The 20,701-nt window shown below is 73.3% G+C and carries 17 protein-coding genes; 11 read left to right on the top strand and 6 right to left on the bottom strand.

Annotated elements, in window-relative coordinates:
- Window positions 1-80: 80 nt before the first annotated feature.
- Both AC07B0_RS25595 and AC07B0_RS25590 read left to right on the top strand, forming a co-directional pair.
- Window positions 81-2,090: a TerD family protein gene (locus tag AC07B0_RS25595; RefSeq protein ID WP_469380215.1), complete on the top strand. Its 2,010-nt coding sequence runs from the start codon at window positions 81-83 to the stop codon at window positions 2,088-2,090.
- Between the two features lie 250 nt (window positions 2,091-2,340).
- Entirely contained in the window at window positions 2,341-3,330 is a 990-nt protein-coding gene (locus AC07B0_RS25590) for a TerC family protein (RefSeq protein ID WP_356879762.1), read from the top strand.
- Window positions 3,331-3,346: 16 nt separating this feature from the next.
- Here AC07B0_RS25590 and AC07B0_RS25585 read toward each other — a convergent pair whose 3' ends face one another.
- From AC07B0_RS25585 to AC07B0_RS25575, 3 genes are all read right to left on the bottom strand, one after another.
- A complete protein-coding gene (locus AC07B0_RS25585; protein WP_478899037.1) occupies window positions 3,347-4,669 on the bottom strand; it encodes an MFS transporter in 1,323 nt (440 codons plus the stop codon).
- A gap of 233 nt (window positions 4,670-4,902) precedes the next feature.
- Window positions 4,903-5,559 (bottom strand): MBL fold metallo-hydrolase, encoded by a 657-nt coding sequence (locus AC07B0_RS25580; RefSeq protein WP_469380218.1) that lies wholly within the window; start codon window positions 5,557-5,559, stop codon window positions 4,903-4,905.
- Window positions 5,560-5,600: 41 nt separating this feature from the next.
- Window positions 5,601-6,293: a maleylpyruvate isomerase family mycothiol-dependent enzyme gene (locus tag AC07B0_RS25575; RefSeq protein ID WP_478899002.1), complete on the bottom strand. Its 693-nt coding sequence runs from the start codon at window positions 6,291-6,293 to the stop codon at window positions 5,601-5,603.
- 186 nt (window positions 6,294-6,479) lie between these two features.
- Here AC07B0_RS25575 and uvrA point away from each other — a divergent pair, with 186 nt between their 5' ends.
- Window positions 6,480-9,503, top strand: coding sequence for an excinuclease ABC subunit UvrA (gene uvrA, locus AC07B0_RS25570; protein WP_478899001.1), 3,024 nt, complete (start codon window positions 6,480-6,482; stop codon window positions 9,501-9,503).
- A gap of 264 nt (window positions 9,504-9,767) precedes the next feature.
- On the opposite strand, the gene AC07B0_RS25565 is transcribed toward uvrA, so the two are convergent.
- Window positions 9,768-10,418 carry an NAD(P)-dependent oxidoreductase gene (locus AC07B0_RS25565; protein WP_356879754.1) on the bottom strand — a complete coding sequence of 217 codons (651 nt, stop codon included), beginning with the start codon at window positions 10,416-10,418 and terminating at the stop codon, window positions 9,768-9,770.
- Between the two features lie 101 nt (window positions 10,419-10,519).
- Here AC07B0_RS25565 and AC07B0_RS25560 point away from each other — a divergent pair, with 101 nt between their 5' ends.
- Window positions 10,520-11,125, top strand: a complete 606-nt coding sequence (locus tag AC07B0_RS25560) for a TetR/AcrR family transcriptional regulator (RefSeq protein WP_478899000.1) — start codon at window positions 10,520-10,522, stop codon at window positions 11,123-11,125.
- On the opposite strand, the gene AC07B0_RS25555 is transcribed toward AC07B0_RS25560, so the two are convergent.
- Window positions 11,115-11,999: a carbohydrate kinase family protein gene (locus tag AC07B0_RS25555; RefSeq protein WP_467291321.1), complete on the bottom strand. Its 885-nt coding sequence runs from the start codon at window positions 11,997-11,999 to the stop codon at window positions 11,115-11,117. The genes AC07B0_RS25560 and AC07B0_RS25555 overlap by 11 nt on opposite strands.
- Window positions 12,000-12,132: 133 nt before the next feature.
- Between AC07B0_RS25555 and AC07B0_RS25550 the strand changes: the two genes are divergently transcribed.
- Window positions 12,133-12,564, top strand: coding sequence for a Rieske (2Fe-2S) protein (locus AC07B0_RS25550; protein WP_478898999.1), 432 nt, complete (start codon window positions 12,133-12,135; stop codon window positions 12,562-12,564).
- Window positions 12,565-12,659: 95 nt separating this feature from the next.
- Here the strand turns inward: AC07B0_RS25550 and AC07B0_RS25545 are convergent, their stop codons facing one another.
- Window positions 12,660-13,619 carry a hypothetical protein gene (locus AC07B0_RS25545; protein WP_469380231.1) on the bottom strand — a complete coding sequence of 320 codons (960 nt, stop codon included), beginning with the start codon at window positions 13,617-13,619 and terminating at the stop codon, window positions 12,660-12,662.
- Window positions 13,620-13,872: 253 nt separating this feature from the next.
- On the opposite strand from AC07B0_RS25545, the gene AC07B0_RS25540 reads away from it, so the two are divergent.
- From AC07B0_RS25540 to whiA, 6 genes are all read left to right on the top strand, one after another.
- On the top strand, window positions 13,873-14,481 hold the full coding sequence (locus tag AC07B0_RS25540; protein ID WP_467291326.1) for a papain-like cysteine protease family protein: 609 nt from the start codon (window positions 13,873-13,875) through the stop codon (window positions 14,479-14,481).
- 5 nt (window positions 14,482-14,486) lie between these two features.
- Window positions 14,487-15,284: a hypothetical protein gene (locus tag AC07B0_RS25535; RefSeq protein WP_469380306.1), complete on the top strand. Its 798-nt coding sequence runs from the start codon at window positions 14,487-14,489 to the stop codon at window positions 15,282-15,284.
- Between the two features lie 185 nt (window positions 15,285-15,469).
- Window positions 15,470-17,557 carry an excinuclease ABC subunit UvrC gene (gene uvrC, locus AC07B0_RS25530; protein ID WP_478866017.1) on the top strand — a complete coding sequence of 696 codons (2,088 nt, stop codon included), beginning with the start codon at window positions 15,470-15,472 and terminating at the stop codon, window positions 17,555-17,557.
- On the top strand, window positions 17,554-18,513 hold the full coding sequence (gene rapZ / locus AC07B0_RS25525) for an RNase adapter RapZ (RefSeq protein WP_356879740.1): 960 nt from the start codon (window positions 17,554-17,556) through the stop codon (window positions 18,511-18,513). The genes uvrC and rapZ overlap by 4 nt, the downstream gene beginning before the upstream one ends.
- Window positions 18,510-19,574 (top strand): gluconeogenesis factor YvcK family protein, encoded by a 1,065-nt coding sequence (locus AC07B0_RS25520; protein ID WP_467291330.1) that lies wholly within the window; start codon window positions 18,510-18,512, stop codon window positions 19,572-19,574. Before rapZ ends, AC07B0_RS25520 begins: the two co-directional genes overlap by 4 nt.
- Window positions 19,565-20,560 (top strand): DNA-binding protein WhiA, encoded by a 996-nt coding sequence (gene whiA, locus AC07B0_RS25515; protein WP_356879736.1) that lies wholly within the window; start codon window positions 19,565-19,567, stop codon window positions 20,558-20,560. The genes AC07B0_RS25520 and whiA overlap by 10 nt, the downstream gene beginning before the upstream one ends.
- Window positions 20,561-20,701: the final 141 nt, after the last annotated feature.

Below are 20,701 nucleotides of genomic sequence, written 5' to 3'. Positions count from 1 at the left end.
ACGGACAGCGGTACCGGAAGCGGTACCGCGAGCAGCACGGAACAGCAGAAGAGAAGAAGGCACGGGGGAGGGGCTGCACGATGACGGCCGAACTGGTCCGGGGGCAGAACCACCCCGTGTCCCACAGCCGGGTGGAGGTCAGGGTCTCGGCGGGCGCGCCCGTACTGGCCCTGGCCACGCTCGCCGACGAGCAGGGCCGGTTCACCGGCCCGGGGGCGCTGGCCCACGCCGGCTCCCCGGCCCTCCCAGGGCTCCGGGCGCCCGGGGACGTCGCCGACCGGCACGCCCTCGCCGTCGACCTCGACGCGGTCGCGGCCGGCGTCCACCGGATCGGCGTCGTGCTCGTGCTCCCGCCCGGCGGAGCGGTCCGCTTCGGCGCGGTCCCGGCCCCGTACGTGGCGGTCGCCGCCGAGGGCGGGCCCGAACTGGCCTGCTTCACCCTGACTGACCTCGACGCCGAGACGGCCGTCGTGGCCGTGGAGCTGTACCGGCGCCAGGGCGCCTGGAAGGTCCGGGCCGTCGGCCAGGGCTACGCCACCGGCCTCCCCGCCCTGCTCACCGACGGCGGACTGGCCGGACCGGAGGCCGCCGCCCTGGCCGCCGCCGCGCTGGGGGCCGTCCCGCCGCTCGCCGACGCCGACCGCACGCTCGCCACCATGCCGACCCAGGTACGGGACGCGCACGCGCTCGGGGACACCGGCCACCAGGACCCGGCCCGCCCGGACTCCGGGCCGCAGGACGCCGTCCCGCAGTCCGTCACGCCCGCGCCCGAACCGCCCGAGCCGATCCCCGTCTCCGGGGTCCCGTACGCGGGAACGCCCGGCCCCGCCCCCGCCCCCGGGGACACCGCCGGCGGCCCGCCCACCATCGACTACGCCCACCCGCGAAGGCGCCGCACCAGCACGGAGCCGCCCGAGCCCGCGCCCCGCCCCGCCCCGGCCGCCGGGCCCGGACAGCCGCCGCGCCCCGTCGCGGGCGACGCCAGCGGCTGGTCCATGGAGGAGCGGCTCTACAACCAGGTCTGGGGCATGTTCGAGGACCTGGCCCGTACCGTCGCCGCCTACCGCAGTGCCGTCGACTTCGCCGACTCCCGGCTGGACCGCGAGCTCGACGACGCCCTGTCCGACCCCCGCCACCGCCTCGGCGGCTCCGGCAACGCCGCCCGCGACACCGCCCGGGCCCGCCGCGAGGAGCTCGTCGCCCAGGCCCGGGCCGTCCTCGACCGGGACCTGGTCCAGCTGACCGCCGAGGCCGAGGTGGTCGAACCGGCGCTGCCCGCCGCGTACGCCCGCTGGGACAACCCGGTCTGGCACGGCCAGGTCGCCCCGGAGGAGGCCCCGCTGGCCCTGCGCCTCGGCGACCTGAGCCTGCCCGAGCGGCCCGACCTGCGGATCCCCATGCTGATGCGGTTCCCGCTGGAGCGCGGACTGTGGATCGACAACGGCCGCACCGGCTCCGAGGCCGCCATGGCGATGGACACCGACCGGCTGCGCCGCGCCGCCATGGACATGGCCGTCGCGCACGCCGTGCGGCTGCTCGCCGTCCAGCCGGCGGGCCGCCTGTCCGTCCACGTCATCGACGCCGCCGGGGCGGGCGCCGCCGCACTGGCCCCGCTGGTGCGCGCCGGTGTCCTGGCTTCGCCGCCCGCCGCCGGAGCCGCCGGGGTGACCCGGACGCTCGCGGACCTGACCCGGCGGGTGGACCTCGTACAGATGGCCCTGCGCGCCGGAGCGCCGGAGGAACTGCCGGCGGACGTGGACCGGGCCGAGCAGCTGCTCGTCGTCCACGACTTCCCCCACGGCTTCGACGACCGTGCCGTCACCCAGCTGCGCTACCTGGCCGACGAGGGCCCGGCCGTGGGCGTGCACCTGCTGATGGTCGCGGACCGTGACGAGGCCTCGGCGTACGGGCCGCTCCTGGACCCGCTGTGGCGCTCGCTGATGCGGCTGTCGCCGGTACCGGACAACCACCTGGCCGACCCGTGGGTGCAGCACGCCTGGACCTTCGAGCCCGATCTGCCCCCGCAGGGCAGCCGGGTCCTGGACCAGGCACTGGAGCGCATAGCGCGGGCCCGGCGGAGCGGTCGATGACCAGTCGCTGACCAGTCTTTGGGATTCCCTTTACCTTCTCGGGGGTCGACGGGTACTCTGGTGCGTGCGGAGGGGAGTATTCCTGCTTTCCTGCTACGGCGTGCCCGTCAATACGGACCACTGCGGTTTTCACCAACGCGGCCGGTCCCGGGGCGTCGGCCCACGGCCTCCAGGCCGCCCGGGTGGAAGAGACCTCCGGCAGCGATGACGCTGACGAAGTGCTGAGCCATCCGCCGGAGGCGTGTTCACCGTGGAAGTTTCCTGGGCCCTTTGGGTCGCGACCATTCTGGGTCTCTCCCTGCTCATCGGCGCCGATTTCTTCATCGGCCGCAAACCGCATGACGTTTCGATCAAGGAAGCGGGCATCTGGACGGTCGTCTGGATCGTCCTCGCCGCGCTCTTCGGCCTCGGCCTCTGGTTCTTCGGGAGCGGGCAGGCCTCGCAGGAGTTCTTCGCCGGCTTCATCACCGAGAAGTCCCTGAGCGTCGACAACCTCTTCGTCTTCGTCCTGATCATGGCGAAGTTCGCGGTCCCGTCCCACCTCCAGCAGCGCGTGCTGCTCGTGGGCGTCCTGATCGCCCTGGTACTGCGCGCGATCTTCATCGCGGCCGGCGCCGCGATCATCGCCAGCTTCTCCTGGGTCTTCTACATCTTCGGCGCGTTCCTGATCTACACGGCGTGGAAGCTGATCCAGGAAGCCCGCAAGGACGAGGAGGACGAGGAGTTCGAGGAGAACCGTCTCCTCAAGTCCGTCGAGAAGAAGTTCGGCGTCGCGGACCAGTACCACGGCACCAAGCTCTTCATCCTGAACAACGGCAAGCGCATCATGACCCCCCTCATGATCGTGATGCTCGCCATCGGCACCACCGACGTGCTGTTCGCCCTGGACTCGATCCCCGCGATCTTCGGCCTCACCCAGGACCCGTACATCGTCTTCACCGCCAACGCCTTCGCCCTCATGGGTCTGCGCCAGCTGTACTTCCTCATCGGCGGCCTGCTCAAGAAGCTGGTCCACCTCAGCTACGGCCTGTCCGTCATCCTGGGCTTCATCGGCGTCAAGCTGGTGCTGCACGCCCTGCACGAGTCCGGGGTGCACGTCCCGCAGATCTCCATCCCGGTCTCCCTGGGCGTCATCTGCGGCGTCCTGGTGATCACCACGATCACCAGCCTGATCGCCTCGAAGAAGCAGGCGGCGGCCGAAGCCGCCGCCGGCCCGGAGAGCGAGAGCGTCGACGCGTGACCACGGCCCTTCGGGGCTATGCGGGGGCGGCCGCTTCGGCCGCCCCCGCATCCGTGTCCGCGTGCGCCCCGGCGTCAGCGCGTACGCCCGTCACCGCCGGGTTCGTCTCCGGCAGCAGGGCGAAGCAGCCCAGACTCACGACCGCGATCGCGGTCAGGTACACCGCCACGCCCCACGGCGGACCCGAACCCTCGGCCAGGGCCGTCGCCACGACGGGCGTCAGCGCCCCGCCCAGCACCCCGCCCAGGTTGTAGCCGACGGCGGCGCCCGTGCACCGGATCCGCGGGGCGTACAGCTCGGGCAGGTACGCGCCCACCACCGCGAACATCGTCACCATCCCCACCAGCGCGACCGTGCACCCCAGGGTCATCAGCAGCGGGTCCGCCGTCCGCAGCAGGGCCACGAACGGCAGCATCCACACCAGGCAGGCCGCGCAGCCGGCCAGACACAGCGGCCGCCGGCCCCAGCGGTCGCCGAGCACCGCCAGCAGCGGGGTCGCCAGCCCCATCACCAGGACCGCCGCCATCACGCAGCCCAGCATCACCGTGCGGTCCACGCCCAGGGCCGCCGTCGCGTAGGCCAGGGCCCACGTCGTGACCGCGTAGAAGACGGCGTACGCGATCGCGAGCGCCCCGCCGGTCAGCAGGAGCAGCCGCCAGTGGCCGCGTACGACCTCGGCGAACGGGGCCTCGGCCCGCCGGCCGCTCTCGGCGAGCGCACGGAACTCCGGGGTCTCCTCGACCGAGCGCCGCAGCCACAGCCCGGCCAGGGCCAGCAGCCCGGCCGCCCAGAACGGCACCCGCCAGCCCCAGGCGGCGAACTCCGCGTCGGTCAGGGAGCCCGACAGGACCAGCACCAGGCCGTTGGCCGCCAGGAAGCCCACGGCCGGGCCGATCTGCGGGAAGCTCGACCACAGCCCGCGCCGCCGCTCGGGGGCGTGCTCGGCGGTCAGCAGCACCGCTCCGCCCCATTCGCCGCCGAGCCCGAACCCCTGGAGGAACCGCAGCAGGACCAGCAGGAGGGGCGCGGCGATGCCGATCGAGGCGTACGAGGGCACGCAGCCGACGGCCACCGTGGCGAGGCCGGTGAGGAGCAGCGAGCCGAGCAGGACCGGGCGGCGCCCGTAGCGGTCGCCGATGTGGCCGAAGACGGCGGAGCCCAGGGGGCGGGCCAGGAAGCCGACGCCGAAGGTGGCGAACGCGGCGAGGGTCCCGGCGAGCGGCGAGAAGGACGGGAAGAAGAGCGGCCCGAGGACCAGGGCGGCGGCCGTGCCGTAGACGAAGAAGTCGTAGAACTCGATGGCGGTCCCGGCGAGGGCGGCCGAGGCGAGCCGGAGCATCGAGGGCGGAGCGGGAGCGGGTGCGGGAGCGGGACGGGGGGAGGGGAGCGGGGAGGGGTGCTGTCGCATGGTGCAGCAACTACCCCAACCCACACCCCCAGGACAGGCGTTCGGACATCATCGACCGGAAGGAGTGCACGGCCCCCCGCGGTGTTGACGGCCGGGCCGTGCGGGCCGCGCACTACGGCCGCGCACGAAACCCACGTACGACGCCCACGCGCTGCGGCCGCGCGTTACCAGCCGCGCTCGCGCCACTCGGCCAGGTGCGGCCGCTCGGCACCGATCGTCGTGTCGTTCCCGTGGCCCGGGTAGACCCACGCCTCGTCCGGCAGCCGCTCGAAGAGCTTGTGCTGGACGTCGTCGAGCAGCTGGACGAAGGCCTGCGCGTCCCCCCACGTGTTGCCGACGCCGCCCGGGAAGAGGCAGTCGCCGGTGAACACGTGCGGGTGCCCGTGCGGGTCGTCGTAGACCAGCGCGATCGAGCCGGGCGTGTGCCCGACCAGGTGCCGCGCGGTCAGCTCGACGCGGCCGACCCGGATGGTGTCGCCGTCCTCGACGAGGACGTCCGTGCCGACCGGGATGCCCTCGGCGTCGTGGGCGCCGGCGTACGTCCGCGCACCCGTCGCGGCGACCACGTCCGCGAGCGCGCCCCAGTGGTCGCCGTGCCGGTGGGTGGTGACGACGGACTCGATGCCGTCGTCGCCGATCAGGCTGAGCAGCGTGTCCGCTTCCGCGGCCGCGTCGATCAGCAGCTGCGCGCCGGTGGCCCGGCAGCGCAGGAGGTAGGCGTTGTTGTTCATCGAACCCACCGCGACCTTGGAGATCATCAGGTCCGCGAGTTCGTGCACGTCGGCCGGACCGCCGACTTTGACCGCTCCGCTGTACGTCATGTCTCGATCCTAGAGGGGTGCGTGCCGGTGACGGCGGTGTCCTACAGGGCGGGGAGCTCGGGGAGGCCGTCGCCGGCCTCGACGGAGAGGCGGGCGCCCTTGCGGCCGCGGCCGGCCAGCCAGCCCAGGAGCTCGTCCTTGGGGCCGCTCACGGTGACCGGGGTGCCCTGCGGGCCGCCGGTGTGCCAGACGGGGCCGCCGTGCGCCGTGAGCGTGACCGGTGGGACGTCCGGGCGGCCGGACCAGCGGTCGGCGAGGAAGGCGATCTCGCGGTCGGTGAACTCCTCCGGCAGGTCGTGGAGCTCGTAGCCGACGTTCAGGTCCACGTGGTGCAGCTCGACCTCGACGAGGCGGCGGAAGGGCACGTTGGCGGCGAGGTCGGTGACGCCGTTGCGCAGCTCGACGGTGCGGGACCAGTCCTGGTCGGGTTCGGTGGTGGCGAGGAAGCGGGCCCCGGAATCACGGAGGTCCGTCAGGTGTTCTTCCAGGGACCGGCCGGCGTCGCGTGCGATGTCCGCGTCGCGCGCTTCGGCGCTCTCGTACATCGGGCGCGCCTCGAAGACGTTCACCAGGGCGTCCGCGTTGCGCGCGAGGTGGGCCAGGATGTGGCCACGGGTCCAGCCGGGGAGGTGTGACTCCTCGGCGAGGGCGGCGTTGTCCAGTTTCGCGACCGCGGTCAGCAGCCGGTCCGTGGCTTCACGTACAGATCGCAGGTCGTGCACATGATCAGTCATGGAACCGAGCCTAGTGGGCCCGGATCCGCCGCCACACGATCGGGTGAAGCGGTCTTCCGAGTGCCGTAAATCGAATGTGCGTGCTATACGCTCGGAAGTCCATCGACCAAGTCCATCGCAGCGGCGTCCCCCATACCCTGGGACGGGGGCCGTGCCCCCGCTCTCTCAAGAAAGGTGCGGACCGGCGTGACCGACCGTCTCATCGTTCGTGGCGCTCGCGAGCACAACCTCAAGAACGTCTCGCTCGACCTCCCCCGCGATTCGCTCATCGTCTTCACCGGCCTCTCCGGGTCGGGGAAGTCCTCCCTGGCCTTCGACACGATCTTCGCCGAGGGGCAGCGCCGCTACGTCGAGTCGCTCTCGTCGTACGCCCGCCAGTTCCTCGGGCAGATGGACAAGCCCGACGTCGACTTCATCGAGGGCCTCTCCCCGGCCGTCTCGATCGACCAGAAGTCGACCTCGCGCAACCCGCGCTCCACCGTCGGCACCATCACGGAGGTCTACGACTACCTCCGCCTGCTCTTCGCCCGCATCGGCAAGCCCCACTGCCCCGAGTGCCGCCGTCCGATCTCGCGGCAGTCGCCGCAGGCGATCGTCGACAAGGTGCTCGCGCTGCCCGAGGGCAGCCGCTTCCAGGTGCTGTCCCCGCTGGTCCGCGAGCGCAAGGGCGAGTTCGTCGACCTGTTCTCCGACCTCCAGACCAAGGGCTACAGCCGGGCCAGGGTGGACGGGGTGACCGTCCAGCTCTCCGAGCCGCCCACGCTGAAGAAGCAGGAGAAGCACACCATCGAGGTGGTCATCGACCGCCTCACCGTCAAGGACGGCGCCAAGCGCCGGCTGACGGACTCCGTCGAGACCGCCCTCGGCCTCTCCGGCGGCATGGTGATCCTGGACTTCGTCGACCTCGCCGAGGACGACCCCGAGCGCGAGCGGATGTACTCGGAGCACCTCTACTGCCCGTACGACGACCTCTCCTTCGAGGAACTGGAGCCCCGCTCCTTCTCCTTCAACTCCCCCTTCGGCGCCTGCCCCGAGTGCACCGGCATCGGCACGCGCATGGAAGTGGACCCGGAGCTGATCGTTCCGGACGAGGACAAGTCGCTCGACGAGGGCGCGGTCTCCCCGTGGTCGCTCGGCCACACCAAGGACTACTTCCAGCGGCTGATCGGCGCGCTCGCCGGAGAGCTCGGCTTCCGTACGGACATCGCCTGGGCCGGGCTGCCGCTGCGCGCGAAGAAGGCCCTGCTCTACGGGCACAAGACGCAGATCGAGGTGCGCTACCGCAACCGGTACGGGCGGGAGCGCGCGTACACGACCGCCTTCGAGGGCGCGGTGCCGTTCGTCAAGCGCCGGCACGCGGAGTCCGAGAGCGACGCCAGCCGCGAGCGCTTCGAGGGCTACATGCGCGAGGTGCCCTGCCCGACCTGTGAGGGCACGCGCCTCAAGCCGATCGTGCTCGCGGTGACGGTGATGGAGAAGTCCATCGCCGAGGTCGCCGCGATGTCGATCAGCGAGTGCGCGGACTTCCTCGGCCAGATGCGGCTCGACGCCCGCGACAAGAAGATCGCCGAGCGGGTCCTCAAGGAGGTCAACGAGCGGCTGCGCTTCCTCGTGGACGTCGGACTGGACTACCTCTCGCTGAACCGTGCCGCCGGCACCCTGTCGGGCGGCGAGGCCCAGCGCATCCGGCTGGCCACGCAGATCGGCTCCGGCCTGGTCGGCGTGCTCTACGTGCTGGACGAGCCGTCGATCGGCCTGCACCAGCGGGACAACCACCGGCTCATCGAGACGCTGGTGCGGCTCCGGGACATGGGCAACACCCTGATCGTCGTCGAGCACGACGAGGACACCATCAAGGTGGCCGACTGGGTCGTCGACATCGGCCCGGGCGCGGGCGAGCACGGCGGCAAGGTGGTCCACAGCGGTTCGCTGAAGGACCTGCTGAAGAACCCCGAGTCGATGACCGGGCAGTACCTGTCGGGCAAGCGGTCCATCCCGCTCCCGGACGTACGCCGCCCCGTGAACGGGGAGCGCAAGCTGACCGTTCACGGCGCCAAGGAGAACAACCTGCGGGACATCGACGTGTCCTTCCCGCTGGGCGTGCTCACCGCGGTCACCGGTGTCTCCGGCTCCGGCAAGTCCACCCTGGTCAACGACATCCTGTACACGCACCTGGCCCGCGAGCTGAACGGCGCCCGGTCCGTGCCGGGCCGGCACACGCGGGTCGAGGGCGACGACCTGGTCGACAAGGTCGTCCACGTCGACCAGTCGCCGATCGGCCGGACCCCGCGGTCCAACCCGGCGACGTACACCGGTGTCTTCGACCACGTGCGCAAGCTCTTCGCGGAGACGATGGAGGCGAAGGTCCGCGGCTACCTGCCGGGCCGCTTCTCCTTCAACGTCAAGGGCGGCCGGTGCGAGAACTGCTCCGGCGACGGCACGATCAAGATCGAGATGAACTTCCTGCCGGACGTGTACGTCCCGTGCGAGGTGTGCCACGGCGACCGGTACAACCGGGAGACGCTGGAGGTCCACTACAAGGGCAAGTCCATCGCCGAGGTCCTGAACATGCCGATCGAGGAGGCGCTGGGCTTCTTCGAGGCGGTGCCGACCATCGCGCGCCACCTCAAGACGCTCAACGAGGTCGGTCTCGGGTACGTCCGGCTCGGCCAGTCCGCGCCGACCCTGTCGGGCGGTGAGGCGCAGCGCGTCAAGCTGGCGTCCGAGCTCCAGAAGCGCTCGACGGGCCGGACGGTGTACGTCCTGGACGAGCCGACGACCGGTCTGCACTTCGAGGACATCTCGAAGCTGATCAAGGTGCTGTCGGGTCTGGTCGACAAGGGGAACTCGGTGATCGTCATCGAGCACAACCTGGACGTCATCAAGACCGCGGACTGGGTCGTGGACATGGGTCCCGAGGGTGGTTACGGCGGTGGCCTCGTCGTCGCGGAGGGCACCCCGGAGCAGGTCGCGTCGGTGAGCACGAGCCACACGGGCAAGTTCCTGAGGGACATCCTGGGCGCGGACCGGGTGTCCGACGCGACGGCCCCGGCCGCTCCGGCCCGGCCGGCGAAGAAGACGACGGCGGCCGCGAAGAAGGCGGCCCCGGCGAAGAAGACGGCGGCGAAGAAGACGACGGCGGCCAAGACGGCGGCGGCCGCGAAGCAGGCCGCTCCGGCGAAGAAGGCGACGCGCGCCCGCAAGGCGTAGGGCACGCCGAGAGGGCGGGGCGCCGCGCCGCCAGGACGCGTCACGGAGCGGGGCCCGGCCATCCATGGCCGGGCCCCGCCCCGTGCGGCGTGCCGGGCAGGGGCGGGGCCGCCCGCCCTCCCCGGCGGAGGCGCGGGCGCGGCGCGGCGGTCCCGGGCCGGCAGGGAGCCGCGGGGTGGTCCCCGGCCGGGCCCGTGAGGGCAGGCGGCCGCAGGGTGCCCCGGTGGCTCTCATGGCTCCGGCCACTCCGGCCCCTCCGGCCGGTCAGGCGGCCACGCCCACCGCGTGGCCGACCGTGGAGGGGTCGGTCAGGGTCGTCAGGAGGGCGTCCGCGACGTCCGCGCGGGCGATGTGCTTCCCGCCCGGCACGTTGGCGTCGAGGGCGCGCCGGTAGGTGCCGGTGCGGGGCCGGTCGAGCAGCCGGGGCGGGCGGATCACCGTCCACTCGGTGCGGCTCGCGCCGATCGCGGCCTCCATGACCGCGAGGTCCGCGTACAGGTCGCGCAGGGCCCGCCGCAGCAGCGGGTAGACCGCCACCCGCAGCAGTGCCCCGTCCTCGGGGCAGTCGGGCCCCAGCGGCGCCGCGCTGATCGCCGACAGGCGGCTGACCCCGGTCCGCTCCATCACGGCCAGGACGGCGGCGAGCGCGGGCCCCGCGACGGGAGTGAGCCGTGCCTGCTTGTTGTTCGCGGCGCCCAGCGCCGACACCACCGCGTCCCGGCCCGCCACGACGGGCGCCAGGGCCGTCTCGTCGGTCAGATCGGCCACCACGGCCACGTGCAGGCGCTCGTGCGCGGGCACGCCCAGCCGGGCGGGGTCGCGCACGACCGCGGTCACCTCGTGGCCTGCGGCGAGCGCCTGACGGACGACCTCGCGGCCGACGCCGCCCGTTGCTCCGAACACCGTGAGCTTCATCGTGGACCCCTGTGTCTGTACGGATGCTTCCCGTGTGTGTAGATGGTCCCAGCAGGGGTGGGTGAGTATTCACTCACCCCCCTGTCCACTAGGGTGAGCGCATGCCCGCCGCCACGTCAAGCCGTCCCACCCCCGAGCGGCTCCTGGACGCCGCCGAGAGCCTCATGCGCACCATCGGCCTCGCCAACACCACCACCAAGGCCATCGCCCGCGAGGCGGGCTGCTCGGAGGCCGCGCTCTACAAGCACTACGCCAACAAGGAGGAGCTCTTCGTGCGCGTGCTGATGGAGCGCACCCCCAACGCCGGGCCGCTCATGGCCGCGCTGGCCGCCGACCCGGGGGAGCACACCGTCGAAGAGGCCCTGACCGGCATCGCCCGCAACGCCTCGCTCTTCTACGCGGACGCCATCCCGATGGCGGCCTCGCTCTTCGCCGAGCCGGCCCTGCTCACCCGCCACCGCGAGGGCGTCCAGAAGATCGGCGCGGGCCCGCACCTGGTGCTGGAGGCCCTGACCGAGAAGCTGCGCCGCGACCTCGCCGCAGGCCGCCTGCGGCCCGGCGCCGACCCCGGCGCCGCCGCCGCGCTGCTCCTCGGCGCCTGCTTCCAGCGGGCCTTCTTCCTGCACTTCTCCGGCGCCGAAGTGGTCCAGCCGGTCGAGGAGTTCGCCCCCGCCGTCGCCCGCACCGTGTGGGCCGCTATCGGCTGAGGTCCAGCTCGGCCGCGTAGGGCGGCTCGGCGCCGGCCCGGGTGCAGGTGAGCGCCGCCGCGCGGGCGGCGTACGCGAGCAGGTCCGGCCAGTCGGCGCGGGCGGGGTCCGTCCCCACGAGCCGGTGCAGCAGCGCCGCGTTCACGGTGTCGCCCGCGCCGATGGTGTCGGCGACGGTGACCGGGCTGGCCGCCGCGCTGTGCTCGGCGCCCCCGGCCGTCCACACCGTCAGCCCGGCCGAGCCCCGGGTGAGCACCACGGCCGACGGGCCCGCCGCGAGCCAGTCGGCGGGCCGCCCGCCGAGCCAGGCCGCGTCCTCCTCGGACAGCTTCAGCACCGACACGTACGGCAGCCGGCCGAGGAAGCGCTTGCGGTAGGCCGCCGGGTCCGAGATCAGCGCCGGGCGGATGTTGGGGTCCATCAGGGTGAGCAGGCCGCGCCGCGACTCCCGGCGCAGGAGGGCCTCGTACGCGCTCGCGCCGGGCTCCAGCACGAGCGAGCAGGTGCCGAGCGCGAGGGCCCGTACGCCGGTCGGCAGCGCGGTCGGCAGGGTGAAGAGCCGGTCGGCGGTCCCCTCGACGTAGAAGCGGTACGCGGCCGAGCCGTCCGGGGCCAGCGAGGGCACGGCCAGGGTGGTGGGCTCCGGCCCGCGCTGCACGAGCGAGAGGTCCACCCCGGCGGCGCGCAGCCCGGCGAGGAGGCCCTCCCCGAAGCCGTCCGTGGACACCCGGGAGCAGAAGGCGGCGCTCGCACCGAGCCGGCCGAGCGCCAGCGCGGTGTTGTACGGCCCCCCGCCGGGCCGCGGCAACAGGGCGCCCGGCGGCTGCGCGACGGGCACGAGGTCGATCAGGGCTTCTCCACCGACGACGATCACGCGGGGGAAGGTATCCCATCGGGCCCCGGTATCGTCGGGTGGGCCCGCCCAGGGCCTCCCTCGGGACGGGCCTGCCGGGCACCGCCCCCACCGGGCCCGCCCCGCGGCCCGGCCCTCGCGCCAGGAGAACCGCATGTCCGCGTCACAGCCCGCCGCCCGCCGTACCGTCCTCAAGGGCGCCGCCGCGCTCGCCGGGGCCGTCGGCGCCGGAGCGGCCCTGTCGGCGTGCTCCACCGAAACCAACAGCGGCTACGGCAGCCCCGCCGTGCCGACGGAGCCGGTCGAGCTGGGCGATGCGGCCGCCGTCCCGGTCGGCGGCGCGAAGCTGTTCCGGGAGCGCAAGGTCGTCGTCAGCTGCCCGGCGGAGGGCCAGTACAAGGCGTTCAGCGCGCAGTGCACGCACGCCGGCTGCGTCCTCGACAAGATCGTCGAAGGTCAGGGCAACTGCCCCTGCCACGGCAGCCGCTTCGACCTCGGCACGGGCGAGGTCCTGCGCGGCCCGGCCACCACCCCGCTGCCCGCCGTCCCGGTCAAGGCGGAGAACGGCAAGCTCATCGCGGGCTGAGCGAACCCCCGCCCGTCCGCCCGGCCCCCCGCCCGTCCGCCCGTCCCCCGGCTCCCGGCCCTCGCGATCCGGGCCGCGCCGTACGGGCCCGTCGGCTACTCCCAGTCCCAGGCGATCCCGAGGATCCCGCGCCGGACCCCCTGCTCCACCAGGTGGACGGACCGGTGGCGGCCGCTCGGCGTCAGGTCGGCCAGCCCGGTGCGGGGGGCCAGCGGGCCGGTCCGCGCGAACCGGCGGCAGCGCACGGGCAGCGCCGCCCCGTCGAAGCGGACCTGGAGCATGTACTGGCCGCCCGCGTAGCTGAACCCGCGCACGTACTCCGTGCTCCGCGCCCCCGTGCCGTCCTCGATGCCGTAGCCGAAGACGTACGTGTCCCCGCGCCGCAGCCGGGCGTCGAACAGGAGCTCCGCCACCACCACCCCGGCCTCCGGGTGGCAGCGGATCCGGCCCGTCCGGCAGTTCTCGTGGGCCCGGACCTCCACGCGGGCGGCGTCGCAGCCCGGATCCCCGTGGTGGACGGCCAGGTACCGGTCCACCCCGTCGCGGTGCGCGCGGACGATCTGCTGCGAGGCGCGGCGGCGCAGCTCGCCCGCCGCCCCGATGCGGACCCGCTCGTGGTGCCCGACCGAGTGCAGCCCGCCGTCCGCCGGGAGTTCCATCCCGTCCAGCAGCTGCTCCACCGCCGCGCCGACGCTCACCAGCGCCCGGTACGAGCGGGCCGCCGGCCGGGCCGGCCCGGTGGGGCCCTCCGGGGTGCCCAGCAGCCGCAGCAGGGCGCCGTCCGGCAGCTCCAGGATCTGCTCCAGCGCGGAGACGGCCCGCAGGGATTCCGGGTGCCGGGGCCTGCGGGCGCCCTGCTGCCAGTAACTGAGGCTCGTGACCCCGACCTTGATGCCGCGGGCGGCGAGCCGGTGCTGCACCCGGTGCAGGGGCAGCCCGCGCGCGGCCAGCGCCGCGCGCAGGGCGAGGTGGAAGGGACCGCCGCGCAGCAATTGGCCGATCTCCGCCGTTCCCGGCCCGCCCGCCCTGCCCGCCTGGTCGCCGGTCGGCCGCATGGCGACTCCTCTGTGAACGTTCACATCAGCCGACGTGGGGGCCGGCCGGCGGGGCCGGGGAGACCAGGTGGAACGAAGTCAACCGTTCACACCGCAGCCCCACCGTTCACACCGCGACGTCACCGCGTATTGAAGCGTGTTGACCTGATCGCGACAACACCCTGATGCTCCTCCACAGCGTCCGGACGCGCTCCTCCACCCCCCCCACATCCCCCCACTTCCCACCTCGGGTCCCCACCTCGGGAGGAACGCGATGCGCAACAGAACCAGGCGGTTACCCCTCGCCGCCTTCGTCTCCGCCCTGCTCCTCGTCCTGCTGCCCACCGGCTCCGGCACCGCCGCCGCCGCCGGTGCGGGCACCGACACCGCGAATGCCGCCCTCGCCTCCAAGCGCCTGAACATCACGATGCAGGCCCAGCAGAAGACCAACTGGTGCTGGGCCGCGGGCGGCAACACCATCGCCACCTGGTTCGGCCGCGGCTACAGCCAGAACCAGTTCTGCAACGCCGCCTTCAACCGCCAGCAGGGCACCGAGTGCCCCAACAACCAGGCCACCCTCGGCAACGTCCAGACCGGCCTGCGCTGGGCCGGAGTCAACTCCGGCAGCTACGTCACCGGCTGGCTCCAGTACTCCACCGTCCAGACCGAGATCAACGCCAACAGGCCCGTCGAGACCCGCATCCAGTGGTCCAACGGCGGCGGCCACATGCACGTGATCTACGGCTACGACACCGCCAGCAGCTGGGTCTACTGGGGCGACCCCTGGCCCTCCAGCGACCGCTACAACTGGGCCTCCCACGCCTGGTACGTCGACAACGGCACCTTCTCCTGGACCCACTCCCTCTACCGGATCGGGGCGTGACCGCCATGACCCCCGCACCCCGGGCCGCGCGCCGCGCCGCCGTCGCGGCCCTCGCCGCCACCGCCGTACTCACCCTCGGCGGACAGGCCGCCGCCGCACCCGTCCCGCAGCCGCGGACCGCCACCGCCGAGACCACGGCGCAGGCCCGGGAGGCGGCCGCCGCGCCCGAAACCCTGGCCACCCTCTCCCGGTTCTTCTCCCGCGAGGGCAAGGTGTCGCTCACCGCGGCGCAGCCCCGGATCGAGGGCGAGACCGTACCCGTCCACTACCTCTCCCCGGACTTCGTCGCCGGCAAGTCCGGCGCGGACGTCGCCCGCCTGGAGTTCCTCGCCACCAAGGCGGTCTCCTCCGACGGCCAGCAGGCCGCCCTGTGGACCGCGAAGACGGAGACCGGCTGGCAGGTGGTGAACATCGCCACCGGCGACGACGAATTCCGCTACGCCGGCCTCGGCGCGGCCAGACTCCCCGGCGGCACCGTGTTCCGCGAACCCCAGACCGACGCCTGGTACGTCGCCGCCGGCGGGCGTGTCCTGCCGCTGGACGAGGACGCGGAGCGGGCCGTCGGCGCCGGGGGGACCAGCCTCGCCGCGTACCGGGTCCGCGTGACGCAGGCGTACGGGGACAAGCTCCCCGGCTCCGCGTACGCCCGGCGGGGCGCGGCGGGCGGCTTCGCGGAGCCGGCCCCGCCCGCGTCGGGAGCACCGGTCGGCCTGCTGGCCGGGGCCGGAGCGGGGGCGCTCGCGCTGGCCGGAGCGGGGGTGCTGGTGCTGCGCCGCCGGAGCCCGGCGGCCCGCCGGCCCTGACCACCCGCCTCCCCGCCCGCAGGGTCCGGCTCCGCTCCAGGGGCCGGGCCCTCCGGCTCGGGCCCGCCCCGCCCCGACCCGTCCCGCCGCGGCCGGGGCGGCGGACGCCGGCGGGGCGGGCCCGGGGAGGTGCCGGAGGCGGCGGGTACGGCCGGTTGTCGGTGCGCGACAGTAGGGTGGGCGGCATGGCCGACCCTTCCAGCTACCGCCCCAAGCCTGGGCAGGTCCCCGACTCCCCGGGGGTCTACAAGTTCCGCGACGAGCACCGCCGGGTGATCTACGTCGGGAAGGCCAAGAGCCTGCGCCAACGCCTGGCCAGCTACTTCCAGGACGTCGCAGGCCTGCACCCCCGCACCGCCACGATGGTCACCACCGCCGCCTCCGTCGAGTGGACCGTGGTCTCCACCGAGGTCGAGGCGCTCCAGCTCGAATACTCCTGGATCAAGGAGTTCGACCCCCGGTTCAACGTCAAGTACCGGGACGACAAGAGCTACCCCTCCCTCGCCGTGACCATGAACGAGGAGTACCCCCGCGTCCAGGTGATGCGCGGCCCCAAGAAGAAGGGCGTGCGCTACTTCGGCCCGTACGGGCACGCCTGGGCCATCCGCGAGACCGTCGACCTGATGCTCCGGGTGTTCCCGGTACGGACCTGCTCCGCGGGCGTGTTCAAGCGGTCCGCGCAGATCGGCCGGCCCTGCCTGCTCGGCTACATCGGCAAGTGCTCCGCGCCCTGCGTCGGCCGGGTCACCCCCGAGGAGCACCGCGAACTCGCCGAGGACTTCTGCGACTTCATGGCAGGCCGCACCGGCACCTACCTCTCCCGCCTCGAACAGCAGATGCACGAGGCGGCCGAGGAGATGGAGTACGAGAAGGCGGCCCGCCTGCGCGACGACATGGGGGCCCTGCGCCGGGCCATGGAGAAGAACGCCGTCGTCCTCGCCGACGCCACCGACGCCGACCTGATCGCCGTCGCCGAGGACGAGCTCGAAGCCGCCGTGCAGATCTTCCACGTCCGCGGCGGCCGCGTCCGCGGCCAGCGCGGCTGGGTCACCGACAAGGTCGAGGCCGTGGACACCGCCGGACTCGTCGAGCACGCCCTCCAGCAGCTCTACGGGGAGGAGCAGGGCGAGGCCGTCCCCAAGGAGGTGCTCGTCCCGGCGCTCCCCGAGGACACCCCGGCGCTGGCCCTGTGGCTCGCCGAGCGGCGCGGCTCGCTGGTCAGCCTGCGCATCCCGCAGCGCGGCGACAAGAAGGCCCTCATGGAGACCGTCCACCGCAACGCCCAGCAGTCCCTCGCCCTGCACAAGACCAAGCGGGCCGGCGACCTCACCACCCGCTCCCGGGCCCTGGAGGAGATCGCCGAGGCGCTGGAACTGGACAGCGCCCCGCTGCGCATCGAGTGCTTCGACATCTCCCACCTCCAGGGCGACGACGTCGTGGCCTCCATGGTCGTCTTCGAGGACGGACTCGCCCGCAAGAGCGAATACCGCCGCTTCCAGATCAAGTCCTTCGAGGGGCAGGACGACGTCCGCTCCATGCACGAGGTCGTCTCCCGCCGCTTCCGCCGCTACCTCCAGGAGAAGCTGAAGACGGGGGAGTGGTCCCCCGAGGACGCCCGGAACGCCGAGACCGCCGAGACCGCCGAGACCGCCGAGCACACCGGGCACGCCGAGGACACCGCGGCCCTGCGGGGCGGCGAGGTCCCCGCCGAGGACGACGGCCGGCCCAAGCGGTTCGCCTACCCGCCGCAGCTGGTCGTGGTCGACGGCGGTCAGCCGCAGGTCGCCGCCGCCAAGCGGGCCCTGGAAGAGCTCGGCGTCGACGACGTGGCGGTGTGCGGCCTGGCCAAGCGCCTGGAAGAGGTCTGGCTGCCCGGAGAGGACGACCCCGTCGTCCTGCCCCGCACCAGCGAGGGCCTGTACCTGCTCCAGCGGGTCCGTGACGAAGCCCACCGGTTCGCCATCCAGTACCAGCGCAGCAAGCGCGGCAAGCGGCTGCGGTCCGGGCCGCTGGACGAGGTGTCCGGCCTCGGCGAGAGCCGCAAGCAGGCCTTGATCAAACACTTCGGTTCGGTGAAGAAGCTGAGACAGGCGACAATCGACCAGATCTGCGAGGTCCCGGGCATAGGCCGCAAGACGGCCGAGACCGTGGCCGCGGCCCTCGCCCAGGCGGTTCCCGCTGGTCCTGCCGTCAACACGGCGACAGGAGAGATCATGGAGGACGAGACCCCCGCGCCAGCGGGAGCATCGTCCGAACGGGGGACCGAGCAATGACCGAGCACGAGTCCGAACGCAAGACCGAGCACGACCGAGACGGAGCACAGGTGAGTACGGGCACGACCGTGGAGCCCGGCGACAACGCCGAGGCGGCCATCCCCGAGCTGGTGATCATCTCCGGCATGTCCGGAGCCGGCCGCAGTACGGCGGCCAAGTGCCTGGAGGACCTCGGCTGGTTCGTCGTCGACAACCTGCCGCCCGCGCTGATCCCCACCATGGTGGAGCTCGGCGCCCGCTCCCAGGGCAACGTGGCGCGCATCGCCGTCGTCGTCGACGTCCGGGGCCGGCAGTTCTTTGACGCGCTGCGCGAGTCCCTCTCGGACCTCGACAGCAAGGGCGTCACCCGGCGCATCGTCTTCCTGGAGTCCTCCGACGACGCCCTGGTCCGCCGCTTCGAGTCGGTCCGCCGCCCGCACCCCCTCCAGGGCGACGGCCGCATCACCGACGGCATCGCCGCCGAGCGCGACCTGCTGCGCGAGCTGCGCGGCGACGCGGACCTGGTCATCGACACCTCCAGCCTGAACGTCCACGAACTGCGCGCCAAGATGGACGCCCAGTTCGCCGGCGACGAGGAGCCCGAGCTGCGGGCCACCGTCATGTCCTTCGGCTACAAGTACGGCCTCCCCGTCGACGCGGACCTCGTCGTCGACTGCCGCTTCATCCCCAACCCGCACTGGGTCCCGGAGCTGCGCCCCTTCACCGGGCTCAACGAGGAGGTGTCGGGCTACGTCTTCAGCCAGCCCGGCGCCAAGGAGTTCCTCGACCGCTACACCGAGCTGCTCCAGCTCATCGCCACCGGCTACCGCCGCGAGGGCAAGCGGTACGTGACCATCGCGGTCGGCTGCACGGGCGGCAAGCACCGCAGCGTGGCCATGTCCGAGAAGCTCGCCGCCCGCCTCGCCTCCGAGGGAGTCGAGACCGTCGTCGTCCACCGGGACATGGGGCGCGAGTGACCGGACGGACCCTGCGGCTGCGCCGCCTGCGCCGCCTCGCCCCCACGGGCGAGGAGGGCGCGGGCCGCACCGGCCGCCGCGGCGCGGCACCCAAGGTGGTCGCCCCCAAGGTCGTCGCCCTCGGCGGCGGCATGGGGCTGTCGGCCTCCCTCGCCGCGCTGCGCCGGATCACCGGTGAGCTCACCGCGGTGGTCACCGTCGCCGACGACGGCGGCTCCAGCGGCCGGCTCCGGGAGGAGCTCGGCGTCCTGCCGCCCGGCGACCTGCGCAAGGCCCTGGCCGCGCTGTGCGGGGACGACGAGTGGGGCCAGACCTGGTCCCGCGTCATCCAGCACCGCTTCCAGTCGCGCGGCGACCTGCACGAGCACGCCGTCGGCAACCTGCTGATCGTGGCCCTGTGGGAACAGCTCGGGGACCCCGTCCAGGCCCTCGACCTGGTCGGGAAACTGCTGGGCGCGCAGGGCCGCGTCCTGCCGATGTCGGCGGTGCCGCTGGAACTCCAGGCGCTCGTCAAGGGGCACGATCCGGCCCGCCCGGAGGACGTCGACACCGTCCGGGGACAGGCCACGGTGGCCCTCACCCCCGGTGAGGTGCTCTCCGTCCAGGTCGTGCCGAGGGACCCGCCGGCGGTGCCCGAGGCCGTCGCCGCGGTGCTCGACGCCGACTGGGTGGTCCTCGGTCCGGGGTCCTGGTTCTCCTCCGTCATCCCGCACCTGCTGGTGCCGGAACTGCTCGACGCGCTGGTCCAGACGAAGGCGCGGCGCGTCCTGTCGCTGAACCTCGCACCGCAGCCCGGCGAAACAGAAGGCTTCTCTCCGCAGCGTCATTTGGAGGTTTTGGCCCGACACGCCCCTAAACTCGCCCTGGACGTGGTGCTGGCCGACGAGGCCGCCGTGCCCGACCGCGAGTCCCTCTCCGATGCCGCAAAACGGTTCGGTGCCGCGGTCGAGCTGGCGCCGGTGGCCCGACAGGACGGCTCTCCGAAACACGACCCGGAGCTGCTGGCCGCCGCGTACGACCGTATTTTTCGGATGCATGGAAGGATCGGCCCATGGCGATGACGCCCGCGGTGAAGGATGAGATCTCCCGCCTGCCCGTCACCCGGACCTGCTGCAGGAAGGCGGAGGTTTCGGCGATTCTTCGGTTCGCGGGCGGGCTGCACCTGGTGAGCGGCCGCATCGTCATCGAGGCGGAACTGGACACCGGTATCGCCGCCCGCCGGCTGCGCAAGGACATCCTGGAGATCTTCGGACACTCCTCGGACCTGGTCGTGATGGCCCCGGGCGGTCTGCGCCGGGGCAGCCGCTTCGTCGTCCGGGTCGTGGCGGGCGGCGACCAGCTGGCACGCCAGACCGGCCTCGTGGACGGCCGCGGCCGCCCCATCCGGGGTCTGCCCCCGCAGGTGGTCTCGGGGGCCACCTGTGACGCGGAGGCGGCCTGGCGCGGCGCCTTCCTGGCCCACGGCTCCCTCACCGAGCCGGGCCGGTCCTCCTCCCTGGAGGTCACCTGCCCCGGACCGGAGGCCGCCCTGGCCCTGGTCGGCGCCGCCCGACGGCTCTCCATCGCCGCCAAGGCGCGCGAGGTGCGCGGCGTGGACCGGGTCGTGGTCCGCGACGGCGACGCGATCGGCGCCCTGCTGACCCGCCTCGGCGCCCACGAATCGGTGCTGGCCTGGGAAGAGCGCCGGATGCGCCGCGAGGTCCGCGCCACCGCGAACCGCCTCGCCAACTTCGACGACGCCAACCTGCGCCGCTCGGCGCGGGCCGCGGTGGCCGCCGGAGCCCGCGTGCAACGCGCGCTGGAGATCCTCGGCGAGGAGGTCCCCGAGCACCTCGCCGCGGCCGGCCGGCTGCGCATGGAGCACAAGCAGGCCTCCCTGGAGGAGCTCGGCGCACTGGCCGACCCGCCGCTGACCAAGGACGCGGTCGCGGGCCGGATCCGCCGCCTGCTCGCCATGGCCGACAAGCGGGCCCAGGACCTCGGCATCCCGGGCACCGAGTGCAACCTCGACCTCAGCGAGGAACTGGCCGACAACATGGCCGGCTGACCCGGCCGCACCCGTACGCCGACAGGGGCCCGCACGCTCACCCGTGCGGGCCCTTCGCGGTATGCCCCATTGACATGAGCACGGGCCGGTCGTGAGCCTGGCGTCCGCACGCTTTCGTGGCAGACGACGCCCAGGGGGGCA

Source organism: Streptomyces sp. NPDC044704 (genome assembly GCF_056433525.1).
The sequence above is the reverse complement of the archived record's forward strand: the minus strand, read 5'-3'. Positions and strand labels throughout refer to the sequence as shown.